The organism is Streptomyces sp. NBC_01013, from assembly GCF_045162765.1.
Lineage (GTDB): Bacteria > Actinomycetota > Actinomycetes > Streptomycetales > Streptomycetaceae > Streptomyces.
This window is the reverse complement of sequence record NZ_CP108687.1, coordinates 5,084,732-5,102,167: the sequence shown is the minus strand read 5'-3', so window position 1 is coordinate 5,102,167 and position 17,436 is coordinate 5,084,732. Positions and strand designations below refer to the sequence as shown.

The 17,436-nt window shown below is 71.3% G+C and carries 17 protein-coding genes and 1 riboswitch; of the genes, 3 read left to right on the top strand and 14 right to left on the bottom strand.

Features of this window, described 5'->3' with window-relative positions; all coding sequences use genetic code 11:
* Positions 1–116 precede the first annotated feature (116 nt).
* The 8 genes from OG538_RS22230 to OG538_RS22195 form a co-directional block, all read right to left on the bottom strand.
* Positions 117–854 carry a transglycosylase family protein gene (locus OG538_RS22230; RefSeq protein WP_406096218.1) on the bottom strand — a complete coding sequence of 246 codons (738 nt, stop codon included), beginning with the start codon at positions 852–854 and terminating at the stop codon, positions 117–119.
* Between the two features lie 4 nt (positions 855–858).
* Positions 859–1,030: riboswitch (cyclic di-AMP (ydaO/yuaA leader) on the bottom strand.
* 301 nt (positions 1,031–1,331) lie between these two features.
* On the bottom strand, positions 1,332–2,270 hold the full coding sequence (locus OG538_RS22225; RefSeq protein ID WP_406096216.1) for a transglycosylase family protein: 939 nt from the start codon (positions 2,268–2,270) through the stop codon (positions 1,332–1,334).
* 105 nt (positions 2,271–2,375) lie between these two features.
* Positions 2,376–3,689 carry a cytochrome P450 gene (locus OG538_RS22220; protein ID WP_406096214.1) on the bottom strand — a complete coding sequence of 438 codons (1,314 nt, stop codon included), beginning with the start codon at positions 3,687–3,689 and terminating at the stop codon, positions 2,376–2,378.
* Positions 3,686–4,690, bottom strand: coding sequence for a nucleoside triphosphate pyrophosphohydrolase (locus OG538_RS22215; protein ID WP_406096212.1), 1,005 nt, complete (start codon positions 4,688–4,690; stop codon positions 3,686–3,688). Before OG538_RS22215 ends, OG538_RS22220 begins: the two co-directional genes overlap by 4 nt.
* Positions 4,691–4,722: 32 nt before the next feature.
* On the bottom strand, positions 4,723–5,379 hold the full coding sequence (locus OG538_RS22210) for a SurA N-terminal domain-containing protein (RefSeq protein WP_406096210.1): 657 nt from the start codon (positions 5,377–5,379) through the stop codon (positions 4,723–4,725).
* A gap of 367 nt (positions 5,380–5,746) precedes the next feature.
* Positions 5,747–6,187, bottom strand: coding sequence for a hypothetical protein (locus tag OG538_RS22205; protein ID WP_406096208.1), 441 nt, complete (start codon positions 6,185–6,187; stop codon positions 5,747–5,749).
* 168 nt (positions 6,188–6,355) lie between these two features.
* On the bottom strand, positions 6,356–6,757 hold the full coding sequence (locus tag OG538_RS22200; protein WP_406096206.1) for a GtrA family protein: 402 nt from the start codon (positions 6,755–6,757) through the stop codon (positions 6,356–6,358).
* Positions 6,754–7,722: a glycosyltransferase family 2 protein gene (locus OG538_RS22195; RefSeq protein WP_406096204.1), complete on the bottom strand. Its 969-nt coding sequence runs from the start codon at positions 7,720–7,722 to the stop codon at positions 6,754–6,756. The genes OG538_RS22200 and OG538_RS22195 overlap by 4 nt, the downstream gene beginning before the upstream one ends.
* A gap of 217 nt (positions 7,723–7,939) precedes the next feature.
* Between OG538_RS22195 and OG538_RS22190 the strand changes: the two genes are divergently transcribed.
* The gene (locus tag OG538_RS22190; RefSeq protein ID WP_406096202.1) at positions 7,940–8,086 is read left to right on the top strand and encodes a hypothetical protein; all 147 of its coding nucleotides are present in this window, start codon (positions 7,940–7,942) and stop codon (positions 8,084–8,086) included.
* Here OG538_RS22190 and OG538_RS22185 read toward each other — a convergent pair.
* From OG538_RS22185 to OG538_RS22175, 3 genes are all read right to left on the bottom strand, one after another.
* Positions 8,073–9,605 (bottom strand): protein kinase domain-containing protein, encoded by a 1,533-nt coding sequence (locus OG538_RS22185; protein WP_406096200.1) that lies wholly within the window; start codon positions 9,603–9,605, stop codon positions 8,073–8,075. The genes OG538_RS22190 and OG538_RS22185 overlap by 14 nt on opposite strands.
* Positions 9,602–10,264 (bottom strand): hypothetical protein, encoded by a 663-nt coding sequence (locus tag OG538_RS22180; RefSeq protein WP_406096198.1) that lies wholly within the window; start codon positions 10,262–10,264, stop codon positions 9,602–9,604. The genes OG538_RS22185 and OG538_RS22180 overlap by 4 nt, the downstream gene beginning before the upstream one ends.
* Positions 10,265–10,385: 121 nt before the next feature.
* Positions 10,386–12,560, bottom strand: coding sequence for an N-6 DNA methylase (locus OG538_RS22175; protein ID WP_406096196.1), 2,175 nt, complete (start codon positions 12,558–12,560; stop codon positions 10,386–10,388).
* Positions 12,561–12,788: 228 nt separating this feature from the next.
* On the opposite strand from OG538_RS22175, the gene OG538_RS22170 reads away from it, so the two are divergent.
* Positions 12,789–13,661, top strand: coding sequence for a DUF4352 domain-containing protein (locus tag OG538_RS22170; RefSeq protein ID WP_406096194.1), 873 nt, complete (start codon positions 12,789–12,791; stop codon positions 13,659–13,661).
* Between the two features lie 70 nt (positions 13,662–13,731).
* Here the strand turns inward: OG538_RS22170 and OG538_RS22165 are convergent, their stop codons facing one another.
* The 3 genes from OG538_RS22165 to OG538_RS22155 form a co-directional block, all read right to left on the bottom strand.
* Positions 13,732–14,703, bottom strand: coding sequence for a HEAT repeat domain-containing protein (locus tag OG538_RS22165; protein WP_406096192.1), 972 nt, complete (start codon positions 14,701–14,703; stop codon positions 13,732–13,734).
* Between the two features lie 248 nt (positions 14,704–14,951).
* On the bottom strand, positions 14,952–15,734 hold the full coding sequence (locus tag OG538_RS22160) for an HNH endonuclease family protein (RefSeq protein WP_406096190.1): 783 nt from the start codon (positions 15,732–15,734) through the stop codon (positions 14,952–14,954).
* Positions 15,735–15,842: 108 nt separating this feature from the next.
* Positions 15,843–16,709: an SCO6745 family protein gene (locus OG538_RS22155; protein ID WP_406096188.1), complete on the bottom strand. Its 867-nt coding sequence runs from the start codon at positions 16,707–16,709 to the stop codon at positions 15,843–15,845.
* A 114-nt stretch (positions 16,710–16,823) separates the two neighbouring features.
* Here OG538_RS22155 and OG538_RS22150 point away from each other — a divergent pair, with 114 nt between their 5' ends.
* On the top strand, positions 16,824–17,405 hold the full coding sequence (locus OG538_RS22150) for a TetR/AcrR family transcriptional regulator (RefSeq protein WP_406096186.1): 582 nt from the start codon (positions 16,824–16,826) through the stop codon (positions 17,403–17,405).
* The last annotated feature ends 31 nt before the right edge of the window (positions 17,406–17,436 follow it).

Sequence of the window (17,436 nt, the reverse complement as noted above, 5' to 3'; positions counted from 1 at the left end):
AGTAACTACAACAGTTGAACGCGTCCGCCGAAACCGGCCGACCCCGACCCGGTGCGCAGGGGGAAGGTGCGCACCGGGCCGGGGCGGCCGGAGTGATCAGCGAGGAGAGATCGCCACTACTTCGTCAGGTGGAGCTGCTGACCCGGGTAGATCAGGTCCGCGTCCGTGACGATGTCCTTGTTCAGCTTGAACAGCTGCTCCCAGCCGCCCTCGACCTTGTGGTCGGCGGCGATCTTGCTCAGGGAGTCACCGGTCACGACCTTGTACTCGCCGTCACCCTTCTCGACCTTCTTGCCGGTCGGGGTGGTGACGGTCTTCGACTCGGCCTTGGGGGCGGTCGAACGGTCCGAGCGGTTGGTGGCGGGGGCCTCGGTGCGCTCGGCCTTCTTCGGCTCGGCCTTCTGGACCGGCGCCTCCTGCTTGGGGGCGGCCTCGGTCTTGGCGGAGGAGCCGGTGTCGACACCCGGGTCGACACCGTCGTTGCTCAGGTTGCCGGCACCGGCACAGGACCAGGCGCCCGGACCCTGCATGTCGAGGAGCTTCTCGGCGACGGCGATCTGCTGGGACTTGGTGGCCAGGTCGGCGCGTGCCGCGTACTGCGTACCGCCGGCGGCCGCCCAGCTGGACTGCGAGAACTGCAGACCGCCGTAGTAGCCGTTGCCGGTGTTGATGGACCAGTTGCCACCGGACTCGCACTGGGCGACGGCGTCCCACGTGGACACGGAGGCGGCGGAGGCGCCGGTCGCACCCATCAGGGGCACGGCGATGGCGGCACCGGCGACACCGGCGAGCGTGGCGATACGGACGGCCTTGGACGGGCGACGGTGCTTGTTGCCCTTGCTGTTGAGCAGCATCGAGACTTCTCCTCACCGACGCCTGCGAGGTGAGCTGTCGGGTTCGGGCCAAGTGAGTTGCCCGGTCGCACGTCCTAGCGCACGACTTCACCCCAAGCCGGTCCTGATGCGTCCTGCGACGATCGGGCCCGGCGCCTACCTGGGTCCCCCGCTCCTGCCTACGGCGCTTTACGCGTCTGTTCCCTTCGACCGACGGCAGGATTCGGCGTGACGGTCGACGGGGCCCGCGGTGCGAGCGGTTCCGACCGTAAACACACCCAACCCTCATATCCAAAGATGGACATACCGGATGAACAGCCCTTCCGGGCACCCGAAGAAGCACTGTTTGTGCAGGTGAGGAGGGATGCGGCGGGACCTCCCGGACAAGATGCGCCAGTTCACGCAAAGAGACCCATGTCTCACTTAGTCAAAAGTGGGACATAGGCCTCTTAACTACCCCAACTTCAGGGGTGTTTTCAGCTGATCATCAGACTGCGCTCATTCGGCCTTCACGCCGAGTTCGAGGCTCTGGCCAGGCAGGATGAGGTCCGGGTCGGACCCCACTTCCGCCTTGTTGGTCTCGTACAGCTGTGTCCACCCACCAGGCAGCTCCTGTGCATCAGCAATCGCCCACAGGTTGTCGCCCGCGCGGACGGTGTACGTACCGTCAGCAGCCGGAATCCCGGTGTCGCGTGCGTCACCGTCACCGCGCGAGGCGTGCCGCCCCGCGTCCCGGTCACTGCCGCGGCCGCTCTCCCGGGTCCCCTCGGGGGCGGGCGTGCCGCGGTGCTTGCCGGCCTTCTCCTGGCCCTCCGAGGGGGCCTTCGTGGCAGAGGAGGAGTCGCCCGGGGGCGTGGCGGAGGGCGTGGCCGACGAGGATGCGGACGCATCCGGCTTCCCGGTCCCGCCCTTGGCGCCGTCTGCGGACTTCGACGCCCCCTCCTCTGACGCGTCGTCCGACGCACCGGCGTCCCCGGAGGGGTCGGCGCTCGCGGACGGGTCCGCGCTTGCGGCGGGGTCGACGGACGGGGTGCTGCCCGGGTCCACGCCCGGCAGACCGGTGTCCGCGACGAGGCCCGAGATGACCGCGCAGCTGGGCCACGCCTTCGGCCCCTGGTCCTCCAGGAGCTTCTCCGCCACGGCGATCTGCTGCGAGCGGCTGGCGAGGTCGGCACGCTCGGCGTAGGACTCGCCGCCGTACGACTTCCAGACCTCCTGGGAGAACTGGAGCCCGCCGTAGTAGCCGTTGCCGAGGTCGGCGCTCCACATGCCGCCGCTCTCGCACTCGGCCACCCGGTCCCAGGTCGAGGCGTCGGCGGCGTGCGCACCTGCCGCACCGAGCAGCGGGATGGCGATGGCCGAGCCGGTCACGCCTGCGGCGACGACGATCGCGGGTGCCTGCCGAGGGCGACGGTGTCTGCCGTTCGCGGAGCCCATGGGAATGCCTTCCGTGTGACTGACGAGTGACTGGTGAGTCGAACGGTGAACCTAGCGGGACTCGAACGTGTGTCACAAGTCGATGCAGCAGAGATCACGTGAAAGTCACAGAGTTGACAGAGTGTCACCTTCACCGATCACCGGACCCGGCGTGAACTCCACCGGAAGCGTGCGCAGTCCGCGCATGATGAGCCCGCCACGCCATCGCAAATCGGCAGGATCCACCGCGAGTCGCAGGTCAGGAAGGCGTTTCAGCAGCGTCGCGAGAGCGGCCCGGCCCTCCAGCCGGGCGAGCGGTGCCCCCAGGCAGTAGTGGATCCCGTGACCGTAACCGAGGTGCTGATTGTCACGCCGTGCAAGGTCCAGCGTGTCCGGCCCGTCGAAGCGTTCCGGGTCCCGGTCGGCGGCCGCCAGCACCACCAGCACCGGGTCTCCCCCACCGACCCGCTGCCCGCCGATCGTCAGCGCCTCGGTGGCGTAGCGCCAGGTCGCCAGCTCCACCGGGCCGTCGTACCGCAGCAGTTCCTCGACCCCCGTGGCCAGCAGCTCCGTCTCCCCCGCGGCCACGGAGCGCTGGAGCCGCGCACGCTGCTCCGGATGGCCCAGCAGCGTGTGCACTCCGTTGCCGATCAGATTGACCGTCGTCTCGAAACCGGCGAACAGGATGATGAAGGCCATCGCCGCGGCCTCGTTCTCCGTCAGGTGCTCACCGTGGTCGCTCGCCCGGATCAGACCCGAGATCAGGTCGTCGCCCGGGTTCTCGCGCTTGCGGTGGATCAGTTCGAGGAGATAGCTCCGCATCTTCTTCACGGAACGGGCCACCCCACCGCGCGGGCCGCCGCCGTGGCGGATCATCATGCCCGCCCAGTCGCGGAAGTCGTCCTGGTCCTCAGGCGGGACGCCGAGCAGGTCGCAGATCGCGTAGATGGGGAGCGGGAAGGCGAACTCGTGGATGAGGTCCGCCTCCCCCCTCTCGATGAACCGGTCGATGAGCCGGTCGGTCAGCTCCTGCACGCGCGGTGCGAATTCCGCGATGCGGCGCGGGGTGAACGCCTTGGACACGAGCCTGCGCAGCCGGGTGTGATCGGGCGGGTCGATGTTCAGCAGATGCGTCATGAGCTCCGCCTTGCGCTCGCCCGGGATCCCCGTCTTCCCCTTGGCGTGTGCGGACTCGGCGTGGTGGGCCGGGTTCTTGGACAGCCGGTTGTCGGCCAGGGCCTCCCTGGCGTCCGCGTACCGCGTCACCAGCCAGGCCTCGACCCCGCTGGGCAGTGTGGTGCGGTGCACCGGGCTGTGCTCGCGCAGCCAGGCGTAGGCGGGGTACGGGTCGGTGGCGAACTCCCAGGTGAAGAGTTCGGGCGCGGGTGGCGTCGCGTGGGCGGGGCAGCCGGCGGGGGCGGCGGCGGGTCGGTCGTTCACTCCCCGACGTTATCCGCCGGCCCCTGACCGATTCCCTCCGCGGCCCTGATGGCGTCCCGGTACGCGCGGCCTGCGGCCCGCAGGGCGGCCTCCGGGTCGATGCCGTCCTCCTGGGCGCGCACGGCCAGGGAGAGGAGCCGGTAGCCGATGTCGCCGCCCTCGCTCCCGCTCCCGGCGGGGAGCGGCACGTCGAGTCCGGCGGTACGGACCCGGCTCGCGAGCTTCGCGGCGAGCGCCAGGCCGGGCTGGCCGAGCGGCACCCCGTCGGTGACGGACTCGCGCTGCTTCTCGATCGCCTTCGTGCGCAGCCAGTGCGCGTGGACGTCCTCCGGCGTCTCGGCGGTCTCGTCACCGAAGACGTGCGGGTGGCGGTGGATCAGCTTCTCGACGAGGGTGGCCGCGACATCGTCCACGGAGAACGGCTCCTCCTCGTCCTCCTGCGCGATGCGTGCGTGGAAGACGACCTGGAGCAGTACGTCCCCGAGTTCCTCGCGCAGTTCCTCGCGGTTGCCGTCCTCGATCGCCTCGACGAGTTCGTACGCCTCCTCAATGGCGTACTTGGCCAGGCCCTGGTGAGTCTTCTGCGAGGTCCAGGGGCATTCGAGCCGGATCCGGTCCATGACCTGGACGAGATCGAGGAGCCGGGCGCCGGGCAGGTCGTACGAACCGGGCAGCAGCTCCAGGTTCGGCATCCGCACCCGCCCCGAACCGGCCAGCCGGGCCAGCCCGTCGGTCAGCGGCTGGTTGCCCTCGCCGCCGGTGAGGACGACCACGGTGCGGCCGCCCGCGCACGCGTCGACGAGTTCCTGCGCGTCGGGCACGCCGGGCGTGACGGTGACACCGGCCTCGCGCAGATACGGCAGCTGCGGCTGGTCCTGCTCCGCGCAGTGCACCCGGTCGGCGGCGTGCAGTGTCTGCCAGGCGGGCCAGGACAGCAGTCCGGGCGCGACGCGGTGGCTGGCGGTGAGCAGGACGATGCGGCCGGGGTCTTCAGCGTTCACGCGTCGAATCTACCCCGGCCGTCGGACCGGGATCAGGCCCCGGCCTCCGCGGCCGACTGGGCCGGCTTGGTGACCTGGGTGATCCAGGGGGCCTTGAAATCGGCGAGCTGGATCTGCTGGTTGTTCCAGGTGCCGAAGCGAGGGTTGACGTCGACCTTCAGCGCCTTGGACGCCTTGGTCAGCGCGTCGCCGAGGACCTTCGTGCCGGCCGGGGTCGTCGGGTCGGCGCCGAGCGCCTGGCCGAGCTTGGTCAGCTGGATCTGCTCGCGCAGGAAGGCGTCGATCTGGTCCGGGGCGATCCAGCGCTCCTGAAGCACCGCGGCCCGCAGTCCGCCCTCCCCCTTGTACTGGGCGACGGCCTGCTGCCGCATCTGCTGGATCTCGGCGCGGGTGACGGTCACCCCCGCGTCGGCCGAGGCCTTGTCCAGGACCCGGTCGAGGATCAGCCCGTGCAGCTTGGCGCGGACCAGCTGGCCGGACTGGTTGGTGATCTGGACGGCCTGCTTCGAGGTGTCCTGCGCCTGGCGCACGTCCGCCACCTGGCCCTGCACGGTGGCCACCGTGATCCGGTCCCCGCCCACGACGGCCGCGGCGCCCGGGTGGGCCTGGCTGCCGCAGGCGGCGAGGAGCGGCCCTGCGGTGAGCAGTGCGGCGGAGACGGTGAGCGCGGTGCGACGGCGGCGGTGCAAAGGAGCCTCCCGAGGAGATTGTGCGGCGGTGCACAAGGCCTTGCGGTGATCGATGCTAGAGCATCCGGCACTTGGGGGGCAGGAAAAGGAGCGGGTCCGGGTGCGTGCAGCTGCAAGGCGGAGGATCGAGGCGACGCGGAGCGTTGTTGACGGACGACAACGCCGCAGATGCGCGTGCTCGGACCCGCGACGCCGCCCCCCGCGTGCCGGCTGCTCTTGGGCAGTGGAACTGGTCCCGGCCACTGATTCGACCAACGATTCGGGAGGAGTTGGGGATGTGGGCGTCCGGCGGCGCGGCTCGGACGGCGCCTTCGGCCGGTTTCGGCGGGTCTCTCGTGGGGCGAGGCCCGCCCGCACCGTCCGGCCGCTACACCGACGCCTGGGGAACGAGTGCTGCCACCGCGTCCAGGTCCTTGCTGCCGCCGAACCGCTGGAAGAAGATGCGCAGCGCGCTCCCCCTGGACTCGTCGAGCAGGATGAACGAGTTCTTCACGAATCCGCGCTTGATCTCGGTCCGCTTCACGTCCTTGATCTCGAACGTGGCCAGGTGCCGGTCCGGCTTCGCGAAGGTCGGATTGGCCAGGAACAGGAACAGGCGTTCACCGCTGGCCGCGAGGTACATCGGCTGCGGGGCCGCCGCAGCGATCATCGTCCCGCCGCTCAGGACCGCCGCGGCGAGGCCCATGGCTATGTTCTTCTTGACGGAGACCTCGCTGAGATTCACCAGTGACGTCGCCTCGACCTGCTCACCGGGCTCCAGCATGACCGTGACGGCTTTCAGCAGGGCCCGGCGTCTTCTCGCGTTCACAACACACCTCTGAATGGATCAAGGAATACGGTGCGGCGAGCGGGCCGTGAGGAGTCACGCCGAAGGCAGCACCGCACCGGCGCTGCACGGCGCGGCGGTTTTGCCCGGCTCAGCGCATATGACCGGGACACCTTGCCATACGGAAGCCCGGGCTCCGCACCGCCCGGCTCAGCCGACCCGTTCGGCCGTTTTCGGCGGGGTGTCCGGCCGCAGCATGATCGTGCGCGAGACCACGAACGTGATGGGGATGGCGGCCGCGGCCGCGACCAGTGGGGCGTACCGGCTGCTGAACCCGGCCAGGTCGACCAGCAGGTAGACGCCGCCGGTGGTGATCACGAAGTTGGCCGCGTTGGTGAGCGGGAAGAGCAGGAACTTCCGCCAGGTGGGCCGGGTGCGGTAGGTGAAGTACGAGTTGAGGAAGAACGACCCGGTCATGCTGAGCACGAAGGCCAGTGCGTGCGCGGCCAGGTACGGCAGCCAGTGCAGCAGCACGAGGTAGAAGCCGTAGTACGTGCCGGTGTTGACGGCGCCCACGAGGGCGAACCGGACCATCTGCGCCTTGATCGTCATCGGCGTACGAACTCCAGGGGTTCCGGCTCCGGGGCCGGCCGGCGGGTCTGGATGTTGGTGGCCTTGACCAGGAAGTGCGGGCGGCGCTTCACCTCGTAGTAGATCCTGCCGACGTACTCCCCCACCACCCCGACCATCACCATCTGGACGCCGGCGAGTGCGGTGAACACCACGAGAAGGGTGACGTATCCGGGGGTGTCGACGCCCTTCACCAGGGCGACACCGACGATCCAGGCGGCGTAGACGAAAGCCAGGGACACCAGCAGCATGCCGAGGTAGAGCGCCGCGCGCAGCGGCTTGTTGTTGAAGGAGAGGAGCCCGTCGAGGCCGTAGTTCAGCAGCTTGCCGAAGGTCCAGGCCGAGCGCCCCTCCTCCCGGACGGCGTTCTCATAGCTGAACGTCGTGGTGGGGAAGCCGACCCAGGCGAAGAGGCCCTTGGAGAAGCGGTTGTACTCGGTGAGTTCGAGTACGGCGTCGGCCGCCCGCCGGGACAACAGCCGGAAGTCGCCCACCCCGTCGACCAGTTCGACGTCCACGAGGCGGTTGATGAGCCAGTAGTAGGCGCGCGCGGTGAGGGTGCGGGTGACGCGGTCGCCCTTGCGGGTGCGGCGGGCGATCACCTGGTCGTAGCCCTGAGCGTGCTCCTGGAGCATGCGGCCGACGAGCTCAGGCGGGTGCTGGAGGTCGGCGTCCATGAGGACGACGGCGTCACCCTCGGCGTGCTGGAGGCCGGCCAGCATGGCGGCCTCCTTGCCGAAGTTGCGGCTGAAGGAGACGTAGCGGGCCCGGGGATCGGCGGCTGCCAACTTCTGGAGGATCGGCAGGGTCCGGTCCGCACTCCCGTCGTCCACGTACACGAGCTGGAAGGCATGACCCAGGCGGGTCATCTCCTCCGTCACGCGTTCATGGAAGAGTTCGAGGATCTCTTCCTCGTTGAAGCAGGGCACCACCAGAGAGATCAGCACGAATGTACATCAGCCGGTCAAAGTGTCGGGAGCGGATGGCAGGCGTGGCCTGGGGACGACGATTGGGTGAACTGGCCCTCCTACGGCCCGATTCGGGCCGCACGGCTATAGGGGCGGAGGCCTCGGCGCGTCCCCCGCCGGCTTGTCCCCCGCCGGTCGGCCCTGGAATCCGATCCGCGGTGGATGGGTGTGGTCCGCCCGGCAGAGGAAGACGTTCATGGAGCCCCAGCGCCCCACGGTGACCTGGGTGGGGACGTTGTCGCCCCTCTCCTTCGACGCGGCCGCGGGCGCGCGCCGCCGCCCCCGGGTGCACGGCGCACCCGATGCCGCTGCGCCGATGCGGCGGCGGTTCAGCCGCCCCTGACCCTCAGTTGGCGCTCCAGTTGCCGTCGCAGTTCGACCGGCAGCGGGTGGTGCGGCCCGTACATCCGCTCGGTGTCGTACAGCAGTGACTGGAGCTGGCCGCGGGCACCCGCGTGGTCGCCGAGGGCCAGAAGCAGCTGACCGATGCGGTGGCGGATCTCGTAGGAGCGGGCCGGGTCGTTGTTCGTCGCGTACTGGTTCTCGTAGTACGGAAGGACCGCGCGGTACTCGGCGAGCGCGGCGGCGGGTTCGCCGAGTTGTTCCAGGCACTGTGCGGCGTCGTACCGGAACTGCAGGGTCTGCAGGTCGGCCGGCCCGGCTTCCGCGGCGCGGTCGTCGGCCAGCCGGCGCAGTTCGGGCAGGGCGCGGCGGTACTGGCCGTCGTCCATCAGCGTCGCGGCGTACTGCTTGCGCAGGATGCGGACGACCGGGGAGCCTTCGCCGTGCTGCTCGGCGGCGGCCGGGAGGATGCCGCCGAGCATGTCGACGGCCTGGGTGATCCGGCCTTCGCCCAGCAGCCTCTTGACCTCGTCGACGGCCGCCGCGACGTCCGGCCGGGCGGGCATCGGCGCGGGGCGGTCGGCCGGCGGGGTCGTGGCGCGGTCGGGCCACGGAGCGTGCGGGCGCAGGAAGGGACGGGTCGGGTCGAGCGGTCCCGAAGGCTGGGCGGCGTTCCGGGTGGGCAGCAGCGGGGCGAGGTGTTCGTACACCTCCTGGGCGCTGCCCGGACGGTGCTGCGGATCCTTGGCGAGCAGTCGCAGGACGAGCGCTTCGAGCGGTTCGGGGATGTCGGGCCGGATCTGCCGGACGGGGGCCGGCGGCTCGTAGAGGTGGCGGTGGAGCACACCGAGGGCGGTGGAACCGGCGAACGGCACGTCTCCACTGAGGAGTTCGTGCAGGAGCACGCCCAGCGCGTACAGATCGGTGTACGGGCCGACGGCACCGCCCATGGCCTGCTCGGGGGCCATGTACGCCGGGGAGCCGATCGGTGAACCGGTGTGGGTGAGGCGGGTGGTGTCGGTGTCCAGGACGGAGGCGACACCCAGGTCGAGGACGACGACGGTGCCGTCCGGGCGCACCATCAGGTTGCGGGGCTTGAGGTCGCGGTGGACGATCGGCACCGCGTGCACGGCGCTCAGGACGGCGCAGAGCTGGGCGGCGACCGCGACGGACCACTGCCAGGGGTACGGGTCGTGCTCGGCGAGATGGTCGCCGAGGTCGGCACCCTCGACGTACTGCATGACGAGAAACAGTTCCTCGCCGTCGCTGCCGGCGTCGTGGACGGTGACGAGGCCCGGGTGGTCCACCTGGGCGGTGACCCGGCACTCGCGGACGAAGCGGCGGCGCAGCTCGCCTGCGGCGTCACTGCCGATGGGGCCGGTGACCCGGTCCGGGCGCAGCAGCTTGACCGCGACCCGGCGGTCCAGGCGCTGGTCGTAGGCCGTCCAGACCTGGCCCATGCCGCCCTGCCCGAGGATCGTCGCCAGCTCGTACCGCCCGCCGATGAGGCGACCGCTCACCGGCCCTCCTCCTTACGGAGGTAGTCGCTCAGCTCGTCGAGCTCGGCGCGGACCTGGTCGATGCGCTGGGGGTGCGGCCCGGAGGACGGTTGCCGGGTGGGCGGCTGCGGCTGGTGTGCGGAGGGCACGGGCTGGGAGTGGGGCGTGGAGTGGGGCTGGGGCGTGGGCTGGGGCTGCTGGTACTGCTGCTGCGCGTACGGCTGCGGGGGCAGGGGTTGCCCGGGCGGCTGCATCGGCGTCTGCATGGGCACCGTGGGCACGTAGGGGTAGCCCCCCATCGGCGGCACGGGGCCGCCCATGACGTTCTGCCCCGTCAGCTGCGCGTAGTGGCGGATGTCGGCGACGAGGAAGTGCACGGGAGCGGCGACCATGGCAAGCAGCAGCACGGGTATGAGGACGTAGTCGACGCCGTGGGCATCGGTGTCGTTGCCGTCCCTGCCGATGACGGGCAGCAGTACGCAGACGAGCACGAAGCCGGCCCCCGCCACCCACCAGTCGAGGGTTCTGCGGCGCACGATCGCCAGCCGCAGCAGGGGTGCCCACAGGAGCAGGCCGCAGGAGAACACCGCGAGCACGGTGAACAGCACGCGCATGGACACGATCCAGGACCTGCTGGGGACTCTGCGCGGCGCCGTCGGCGGAAGACCCGGGGCGTACATGGCTGCTCCTGGATACCTGGTCATGGAACGTCCGCGCGCACCTGGGCGTGCGCGCAGGACCGAGCGTAGAGGGCGACACCGACAAGGAGCCCCGGGTTGTGCGGAACCGTTGTGGTTCCGCTCACTCCGGCGTGACCGTACCGTCCGTCAGGCCGTCGTACATCCCCTGGACGAGTCGGCCGCCGAGCCGCCCGGCGAGGCGCAGTGCGTCCTCGAACGCGGCAAGGGTGCGGAACCGTTCGCCGTACCGCTGCTGCTCCGCCAGGGGCAGCCGGGGCAGTTGGAGGCGGCGGGCGTCGAGCCGGGTCGCCGTGGAGGCGTAGCTGCTGGCCCGGCGGTTGTTGGCGGTGCCACGCAGGAAGCCGGCGAGGAACCAGGGGTCGAGCGCCGCCGGGTCGGGGCGCAGCAGCTGGAGGTTACGGCCGAGCGCGGCACCCGCGGTGGCCTCGTCGATGACGCGGGTGACCGAGCCGCCGCCGAGCACGGGGACGACGACATCGCCTGCCTGGACGACCATGGGCTCCTCGTGCGGCCCGTCGGCCGGCAGGCTCCCCGACGGGGCGGCGGAGCCGAGGACGTCGTGCTCGGTGAGGACGGGGCCCGCACCGGTGCCGGAGCCGCCGGTCCGGAGCTGGAGGGCGCCGGCCCTGGCGAGTTCACCGACGGTGGTGAGCGGCCAGCGGGCGGGGGCGGTGACCTCCACGGGCGGCGGAGTGAGGCGGCCGGCGAGGCCCAGGCTCTTCGTCAGGCGCTCGCGTACGTCGATCAGCTCGGCGGGAGCGGCCGCTGCTGCCGCCGCCGCGGACGGCAGATGGCGGGCGGGGGCCAGGTCGACATCGTCGTCGAGGAGTTCGATGACCGGGACGACGCGGCTGACGCCGGTGCGGGGCCTGCTGTTCTCTCCGGCCGCGAGGCTTCCGGCCCCTGCCGCCCCACCTCCTGTCACCCCGGGCTCACCGGGCACGCCGGGCTTACCGCCGGCCTCACCCGCCTCACCGGCCTCGCCGCTGAACGGCCGCCAGGCGGCGAGAACGGCGGTGTGCAGGGCCGGCCAGTCGAGCCGGTCGCGGCCGCTCTGGCTGGACGCCGGCTCTGCGGGCTCGGCGGTGTCGACCAGGAGCAGTTCGGGCGAGGGGTGCGGCACGGCGTCCGGCTTGCGCAGGACCCAGAGGTGGAGCGGGATGCCGTACGGGGGTGCGGCGCCGGCCGGAAGCGCGATGACAGCCCGCAGGGCGCCCCGGCGCAGCAGATCGGCGCGGATGCGGCGGCCGGAGCGGCGCGACGCGGCGGCGGGCGGCATCAGGAGAACCGCGGTGCCGCCCTCGCGCAGATGGGCCAGCGCATGCTGGACCCAGGCGAGTTCGGACTCCGTGCGGGCGGGAAAGCCGTACTCCCAGCGCGGGTCGTAGGCGAGCTCCTCGTGGCCCCAGTTGCGCTCGTTGAACGGCGGATGGCAGAGCACGGCGTCGACGGAGAGGCGGGGGAAGGCATCAGCGCGCAGGGTGTCGCCGGTCCGCACGGCGAGCGTGCACTCGCCGGGATCGGCGTGCAGGGCGAGACGGAGCGCGGTGAGTGCCGCGAGGTCCGGATCGCTCTCCTGCGCGTACAGCGCACCGGGCCGCACGACGGCGCCGAGCAGGGCCCCGGTGCCCGCCGCCGGGTCGAGGACCGAGCGCAGGGGGCGGCCGGTGTCCGCCAGCGCGGCCATCAGCTCCGCGAGGCCGGGCGGCGTGAGCGTGTACTGGCGCGGGTTGGCGTCGAGCTGACGGCCCAGCAGGAACTCGAAGGTCTCCCGGGCCCCGGACCCGGCGGCGAGCTCTGCGGCGCCCCGCAGCAGCGGGACGGACGGCAGGAGTTCGGAGCGGTCCGGGCTGTGAACCGCACGGCCGCTCTCGGCGGCCGGTCCGAACCGCGCGGTGAGCACCTCGTTCAGCGCGAGGGAGAGCACACCCGCCATCCGCTCGTCGGACACTCCGGTGATCTCGCGCCAGGCGGAGGGCCGGTCCCGTACGAGGAGCAGTGCGCATCCGACGTGGCACAGGGCGGGGAGGGCGCCTGCGGGGTGCCCGGCGAGCTGCTGCCAGACGCGCTCACGGAGCGGGACCTCGGCGAGTTTTCCCTGGTCACGAAGCCACTGCTCGACCTCGGGCAGCGCGAACGAGGGGCTTGTCTCGGTGCCGCCGACGGGCTTGGGGAAGTCGGTGTGCCGCCTGCGCCAGTTACTGACGGCGGCACGTCCCACCCCCGCCAGCCGGGCGATCCCGGCGGCGGTCACCTCTGTCGCGTTGTCCGGCACTTGCTGTCTCCCTGGTGCTCGTACCGCTGATGGCCCGTCCGTGCTCACTGCTGTGCCGGCGAGCATACCGACCTGCTCACAGCACACGATTCACAGCGTGCATTCATTGAATCCTTGTGAACCATGTTGACTCGGTTCACAGGAGATGGTGTCATTGACCTGTCGCTGCACGAGGCGGCACGTGGAACCGCTCACCACCCATCTCCGCACTTGCCGAAGGGCACAGCCATGTCCCAGTTCACCCAGCCGCCGCAGTCCCCGCAGTCCCCGCAGTCCCAGCCGCAGCAGCCGTACGCCCCCGTCCAGACACCCGGCCTGCGCCCCGCGCGCAACGGGCTCGGGGTCGCGGCGCTGATCCTCGGTCTCATCGGTGCGGTCTCGGGCCTGATCCCGTTCTTCTTCTGGCTGGCGGGCACCCTCGGCCTGATCGCGCTGATCCTGGGCCTGGTCGGCCGCGGCCGCGCCAAGAAGGGCGAGGCGACGAACAAGAACATGGCCACGTTCGGCGCGGCGCTCGGCCTGATCGCGCTGATCCTGTCGGTGGTCGGCGCAGTGATCACCTTCAAGGCGGTCGACGACGCGGTGAGCGACCTGAACAAGGCGGTGTCGGACACGACAGCCTCCGCGAAGCCGAAGGCGGGCGGAGCCACCGCCGGCAAGGACACGGACGGCACGAGCGCCAAGGGCGAAGGCAAGAAGGAGGACGCCGCCGAGGCCCTGGAGGCCGGCGACTCGGCGGTCTACGACGACGACCTCACCGTCACGGTCGGCGACGCGACCTCCTACAGCCCCGGCCAGTTCGCCGCCGGTCACACCAAGGGCAACAAGGCCTACCGGGTGGCCGTCGTCGTCGAGAACGCGGGCAAGGAGAAGTTCGACTCCACTCTCGTCAGCGTCGCGGCGCGCGCCGGGCAGGACGGGGTCGACGCCGAGCAGATCTTCGACGGCAAGGTCGGCGAGGGCTTCAGCGGTACGGTCCTGCCGGGCAAGAAGGTCACGGTCCTCTTCGCCTTCGACGCCCCCGCGGACGCCAAGAACCTGACCGTCGAGGTCAACCCCGGCTTCACGTACGAAGCGACGCAGTGGGACCTGAAGCTCTGACCCGCGCCGAAGCGCACCTCACCCGCCCGACACGACGGAACCCGCCCACGGGCGGGTTCCGCCCGTGCGTTCACGCCCAGCCGGCGCGGCCGAGGAGGTCGGTCGCCGCCATCCTGACGTTCGGGTTCTCGTCGTGCAGGAGTGCGCGGGCCGCGGAGCCGTAGGCCCGCTCATCGTCGGTGACCTCCAGCAGACGGACCAGGGCCCGCCGCCTGACCCAGTGATCCGGATCGCCCAGCGCCCGCGCAAGGGCCCCGGCAGCCCCGCCGTACAGATCCGCCAGGGTCTTCGCCGCTTCCATCCGGACTCCGCGATGGGGGTCGCCCGCGAGGGCCGCAAGCAGTGCCTCCCGGGCTCGGCTGCCGAGCGGATGACGACCGCCCAGGGTGTAGGCGGCAGCCAGCCGCTCGTCGGCGGAGTCGGAGCCGGTCAGCCGGTCGACGAGCTCATCACTGCTGCCCGGTGACTGGCCCCTGAAGTCAGGAACCAGCCTCCCCTCCGGCAACCCGTCCAACCAGTCCTCGTACCACCGGAGAAAGTCCGGCGCCGGGTGGAACGCCGGGGGTGCGGCCAAGTCCCCGAGGTTGGCCTCGAGGAGTCGGCCCCGGGCGGGCCCGGTGATGACCAGCAGGGTCATCTCCATGCAGCCCCGGTGGACGACGCGATGGGTTCCCGCGTACGGATCGGTCTGACCGGCGCAGAGACGCGCCCACTCCGCCGGCACACAGCCGTCCGGATCCCACGCGAAGGGCTGCCCCAGCCGCCCGCCACCTTCAGGGATGTCACGGACCTTCCAGCGGGTGAGGGGCAGAAGGCCGCAGTCGGGGCCTATGCCCCCGTTGCCGATCTCACGCAGGAACGTGCGGTACGCGGCGGGCAGGCGGACGCCGTTCACCGCCTCGAAGGCTGCCACGCGCTGTTCGCCGAGCGGACTGCCCAGACGGCGCCCGCCCGGTGCGCGCACGAATGCCGGCCGCCGCGGAACCGGCTCCGGACAGGCCGCCGACAGCTTGGCGTGGATGCGGGCGACCACGTCGTCCATGGGTGCTTCTTCCCGGACGCGATACGGGCGTGCCGCGTCCGCCCGCATCCTAAGGGATGTCCCGCAGTTCCTGGTGGATCAGCGCGCGGCGTCAACCGCGGTGCGTGGCAGGGCGGAGAAGCCCTCGCATCGTGGACGTGTCCGGGCGTCTCGACAACGCGGCGAGGTGCCGTAGCTGTCGTCGTGCGGCCGCCAGGAACTGCGGGACGGCCCTGAGCGGCCTCGCCGCCCGGCGGTCCGGCTCCGCCTCAGCCGCCGCACAGCTCCAGCATGACCTTCTTGTCCGGGGCGGTGACCGGGAGTTCGTACTTCAGTGAGACCTGGGCGAAGCGCAGCGCGTACGCGCAGCGCACCGGCTTGTACGGCGGCAGCCAGGACGCGGGGCCCGAGTCGCGCTTGGCATTGTTGGCCGGGCCGTCCACGGGCAGGAGATTCAGCGGGTCATTGGCGATCTGCTGCCTCTTGGCCTCGTTCCAGCGAGCGGCGCCCATCTGCCAGTCGTACGACAACGGCATGACGTGGTCGATCTGGACCTTGGTGGCCTGCTTCTTGCGCCAGTCGATGGCGGAGCCGGTGTACGGGTCCATGAGCGTCATGGCGACGACCACGCAGTCCGAACCCGACCGGAGTGCGACGTCCTTGCCGTCCCGGGCCAGCAGATCGTTCCGGGTGTCGCAGCCGTTGCGCGAGAGCGGGATGCCGTCGACCGAGTCCTTCCAGGCGTAGCCGAACTTGTCCCGCTCGTAGCCGGTCTTGGGACCGCGGCCCTTGGTCGCCACCTTCTCGATGACCTTCCGGGCCGCCGCCCGGTCCGCGTCGGAGGTGAGGGGGGCGAGGCCCGGCTTCGTACCGTCCGGGTTGTCCAGCGGGCTGGCGCCGTAGCGGGTGGCGGGCTGGCCGCCGTCGTTCGAGCTGCTGTTCACCCCTCCCGCACCGGAGGCCACCTGGTCGGGGTCGCAGCCGGTCAGAGCCAGCACCGTCGCCAGGCCCAGGGCGGGCACGATCACTCGACAATCGCGGGGAGATATCACTCGAAGCCGTCCTGACGGGGAGAAAGCCGAACCAACTCGGGAATCGTACGGGCGTCTTCCCCGCCAGGACATCTTCATGGCATGCATTCACCGTCGATGCAGCCCCAATCACACCTTGCCAATGCCCAGCGTGTTCTCCGACGGCAGCAGCCCGGAGCCGATCGCCGCCACCCAAAGCGGCCCCAGCAGCTCCACGAGCCGCTCCCGCTCCTCGTCCCCCAACGCCCGCCACGGGGCGGCCGCCGCCTCGTCCGTGCGCCGCTCGACCTCCGCGCGCAGCGCCCCGCCCGCCTCAGTCGCCGTACCGTCATCCGCCAACAGGCCTCGCTTCAACAGCCGTTCGCGGGCCTGCGACCACTCCTCGCCGCCCCATCCCCGGCTCGCGAACACCTCCGGGCGGGCCGCGCCGATGGCGGCGAAGGAGACCAGCGCCTCGACCGGGTCGAGCTCCGCTGCCGCGAGCGCCGCGAGGTGCCCGTCGCCGCGGTGTTCGCGCAGGGCGGTCGCCGCCTGCCAGAGCGCGAGGTGCGGTTCGTCCGGCCAGGGCAGGGCGGCGTTGGCGGCGGCGAGCGGACGGCCCGTCGCGTCGGCGGCCTCCGCCACGCGCCGCACGAGCGCGGCGGCCTCTGCCGTCTCCGGGGCAGCGGCCGCCTCCCCCAGCAGGGTCCGGTACGTACGGTCGACGGCCCGGCGCCGGGCGGCGAGCACCGCCTCGGGCGAGGCGACGGACCAGATGGCGGGAACGTACGCGCCCACCATCGCCGGACTGAAGCTGTAGAAGGTGTCCACGACCCTTTCGGCCCCGGCCTCCCCGAGTGGCGCCGCCCGCCACGCGAAGTAGCTCGGCCAGCGCTCGTCCACGGCATATCCGAGCGCCGACGCCTCCTCGAAGGCCTCCGGCGCGTAGTAGAGAACGGCGTGCAGGGGCTCCAGCAGGTGCCACATCTGCCGTACGCGACCCAGCTCGTCGGACATGTCTCCGCCTTCCGCAGCAACTTCGATCTAGTCACCGACTAGATGCTCGGGGCAGTCAGGATGCACCCGCACCGCAAACTTGTCAATGACTAGATTCTGCGTAGGGTGCTTCCCATGAGCAGCGACCGCACCTACCACCACGGCGACCTGCGGCGGGCCGTCCTCGCCGCCGCCCTCGATGTCATCCGCACCGAGGGCCCCACCGCATTGAGCCTGCGCGACCTGGCCCGCCGGGCCGGCGTCTCCCACGCCGCACCCGCCCACCACTTCAAGGACCGCACGGGCCTGCTCACCGCCATCGCGGCCGAGGGCTACGCCTTGTTCGCCGACGCCCTGGCCGACGCGCCGGACCTGCGGGAGCGGGGCGTGCGGTACGTGCGGTTCGCGGCCGAACACCCGGCCCACTTCCAGGTGATGTTCCAGCCGGACCTCTACCGCGACGACGACCCCGGCCTGCTCGCGGCGAAGGAGCGGGCCTCGGCGGAGCTGCGGGCGGGCGTCACCGGGCTGCCCGCCGCCGGACGCGGGGACGACGCCCGGCTCGCGGGCGTGGCCGCCTGGTCCCTGGCCCACGGCTTCGCCACGCTGCTGCTCAGCGGGAATCTGAGCGGGGCAGTGGGTGAGCGTGACCCGGAGGAGGTGTTCAGGGGGCTCGCGTCCCTGCTGTTCGATCCGAAGAGCCCCACCGGCGAGTGAGCGGGGGGAGGTGACTCCGCCGGGGCACGGC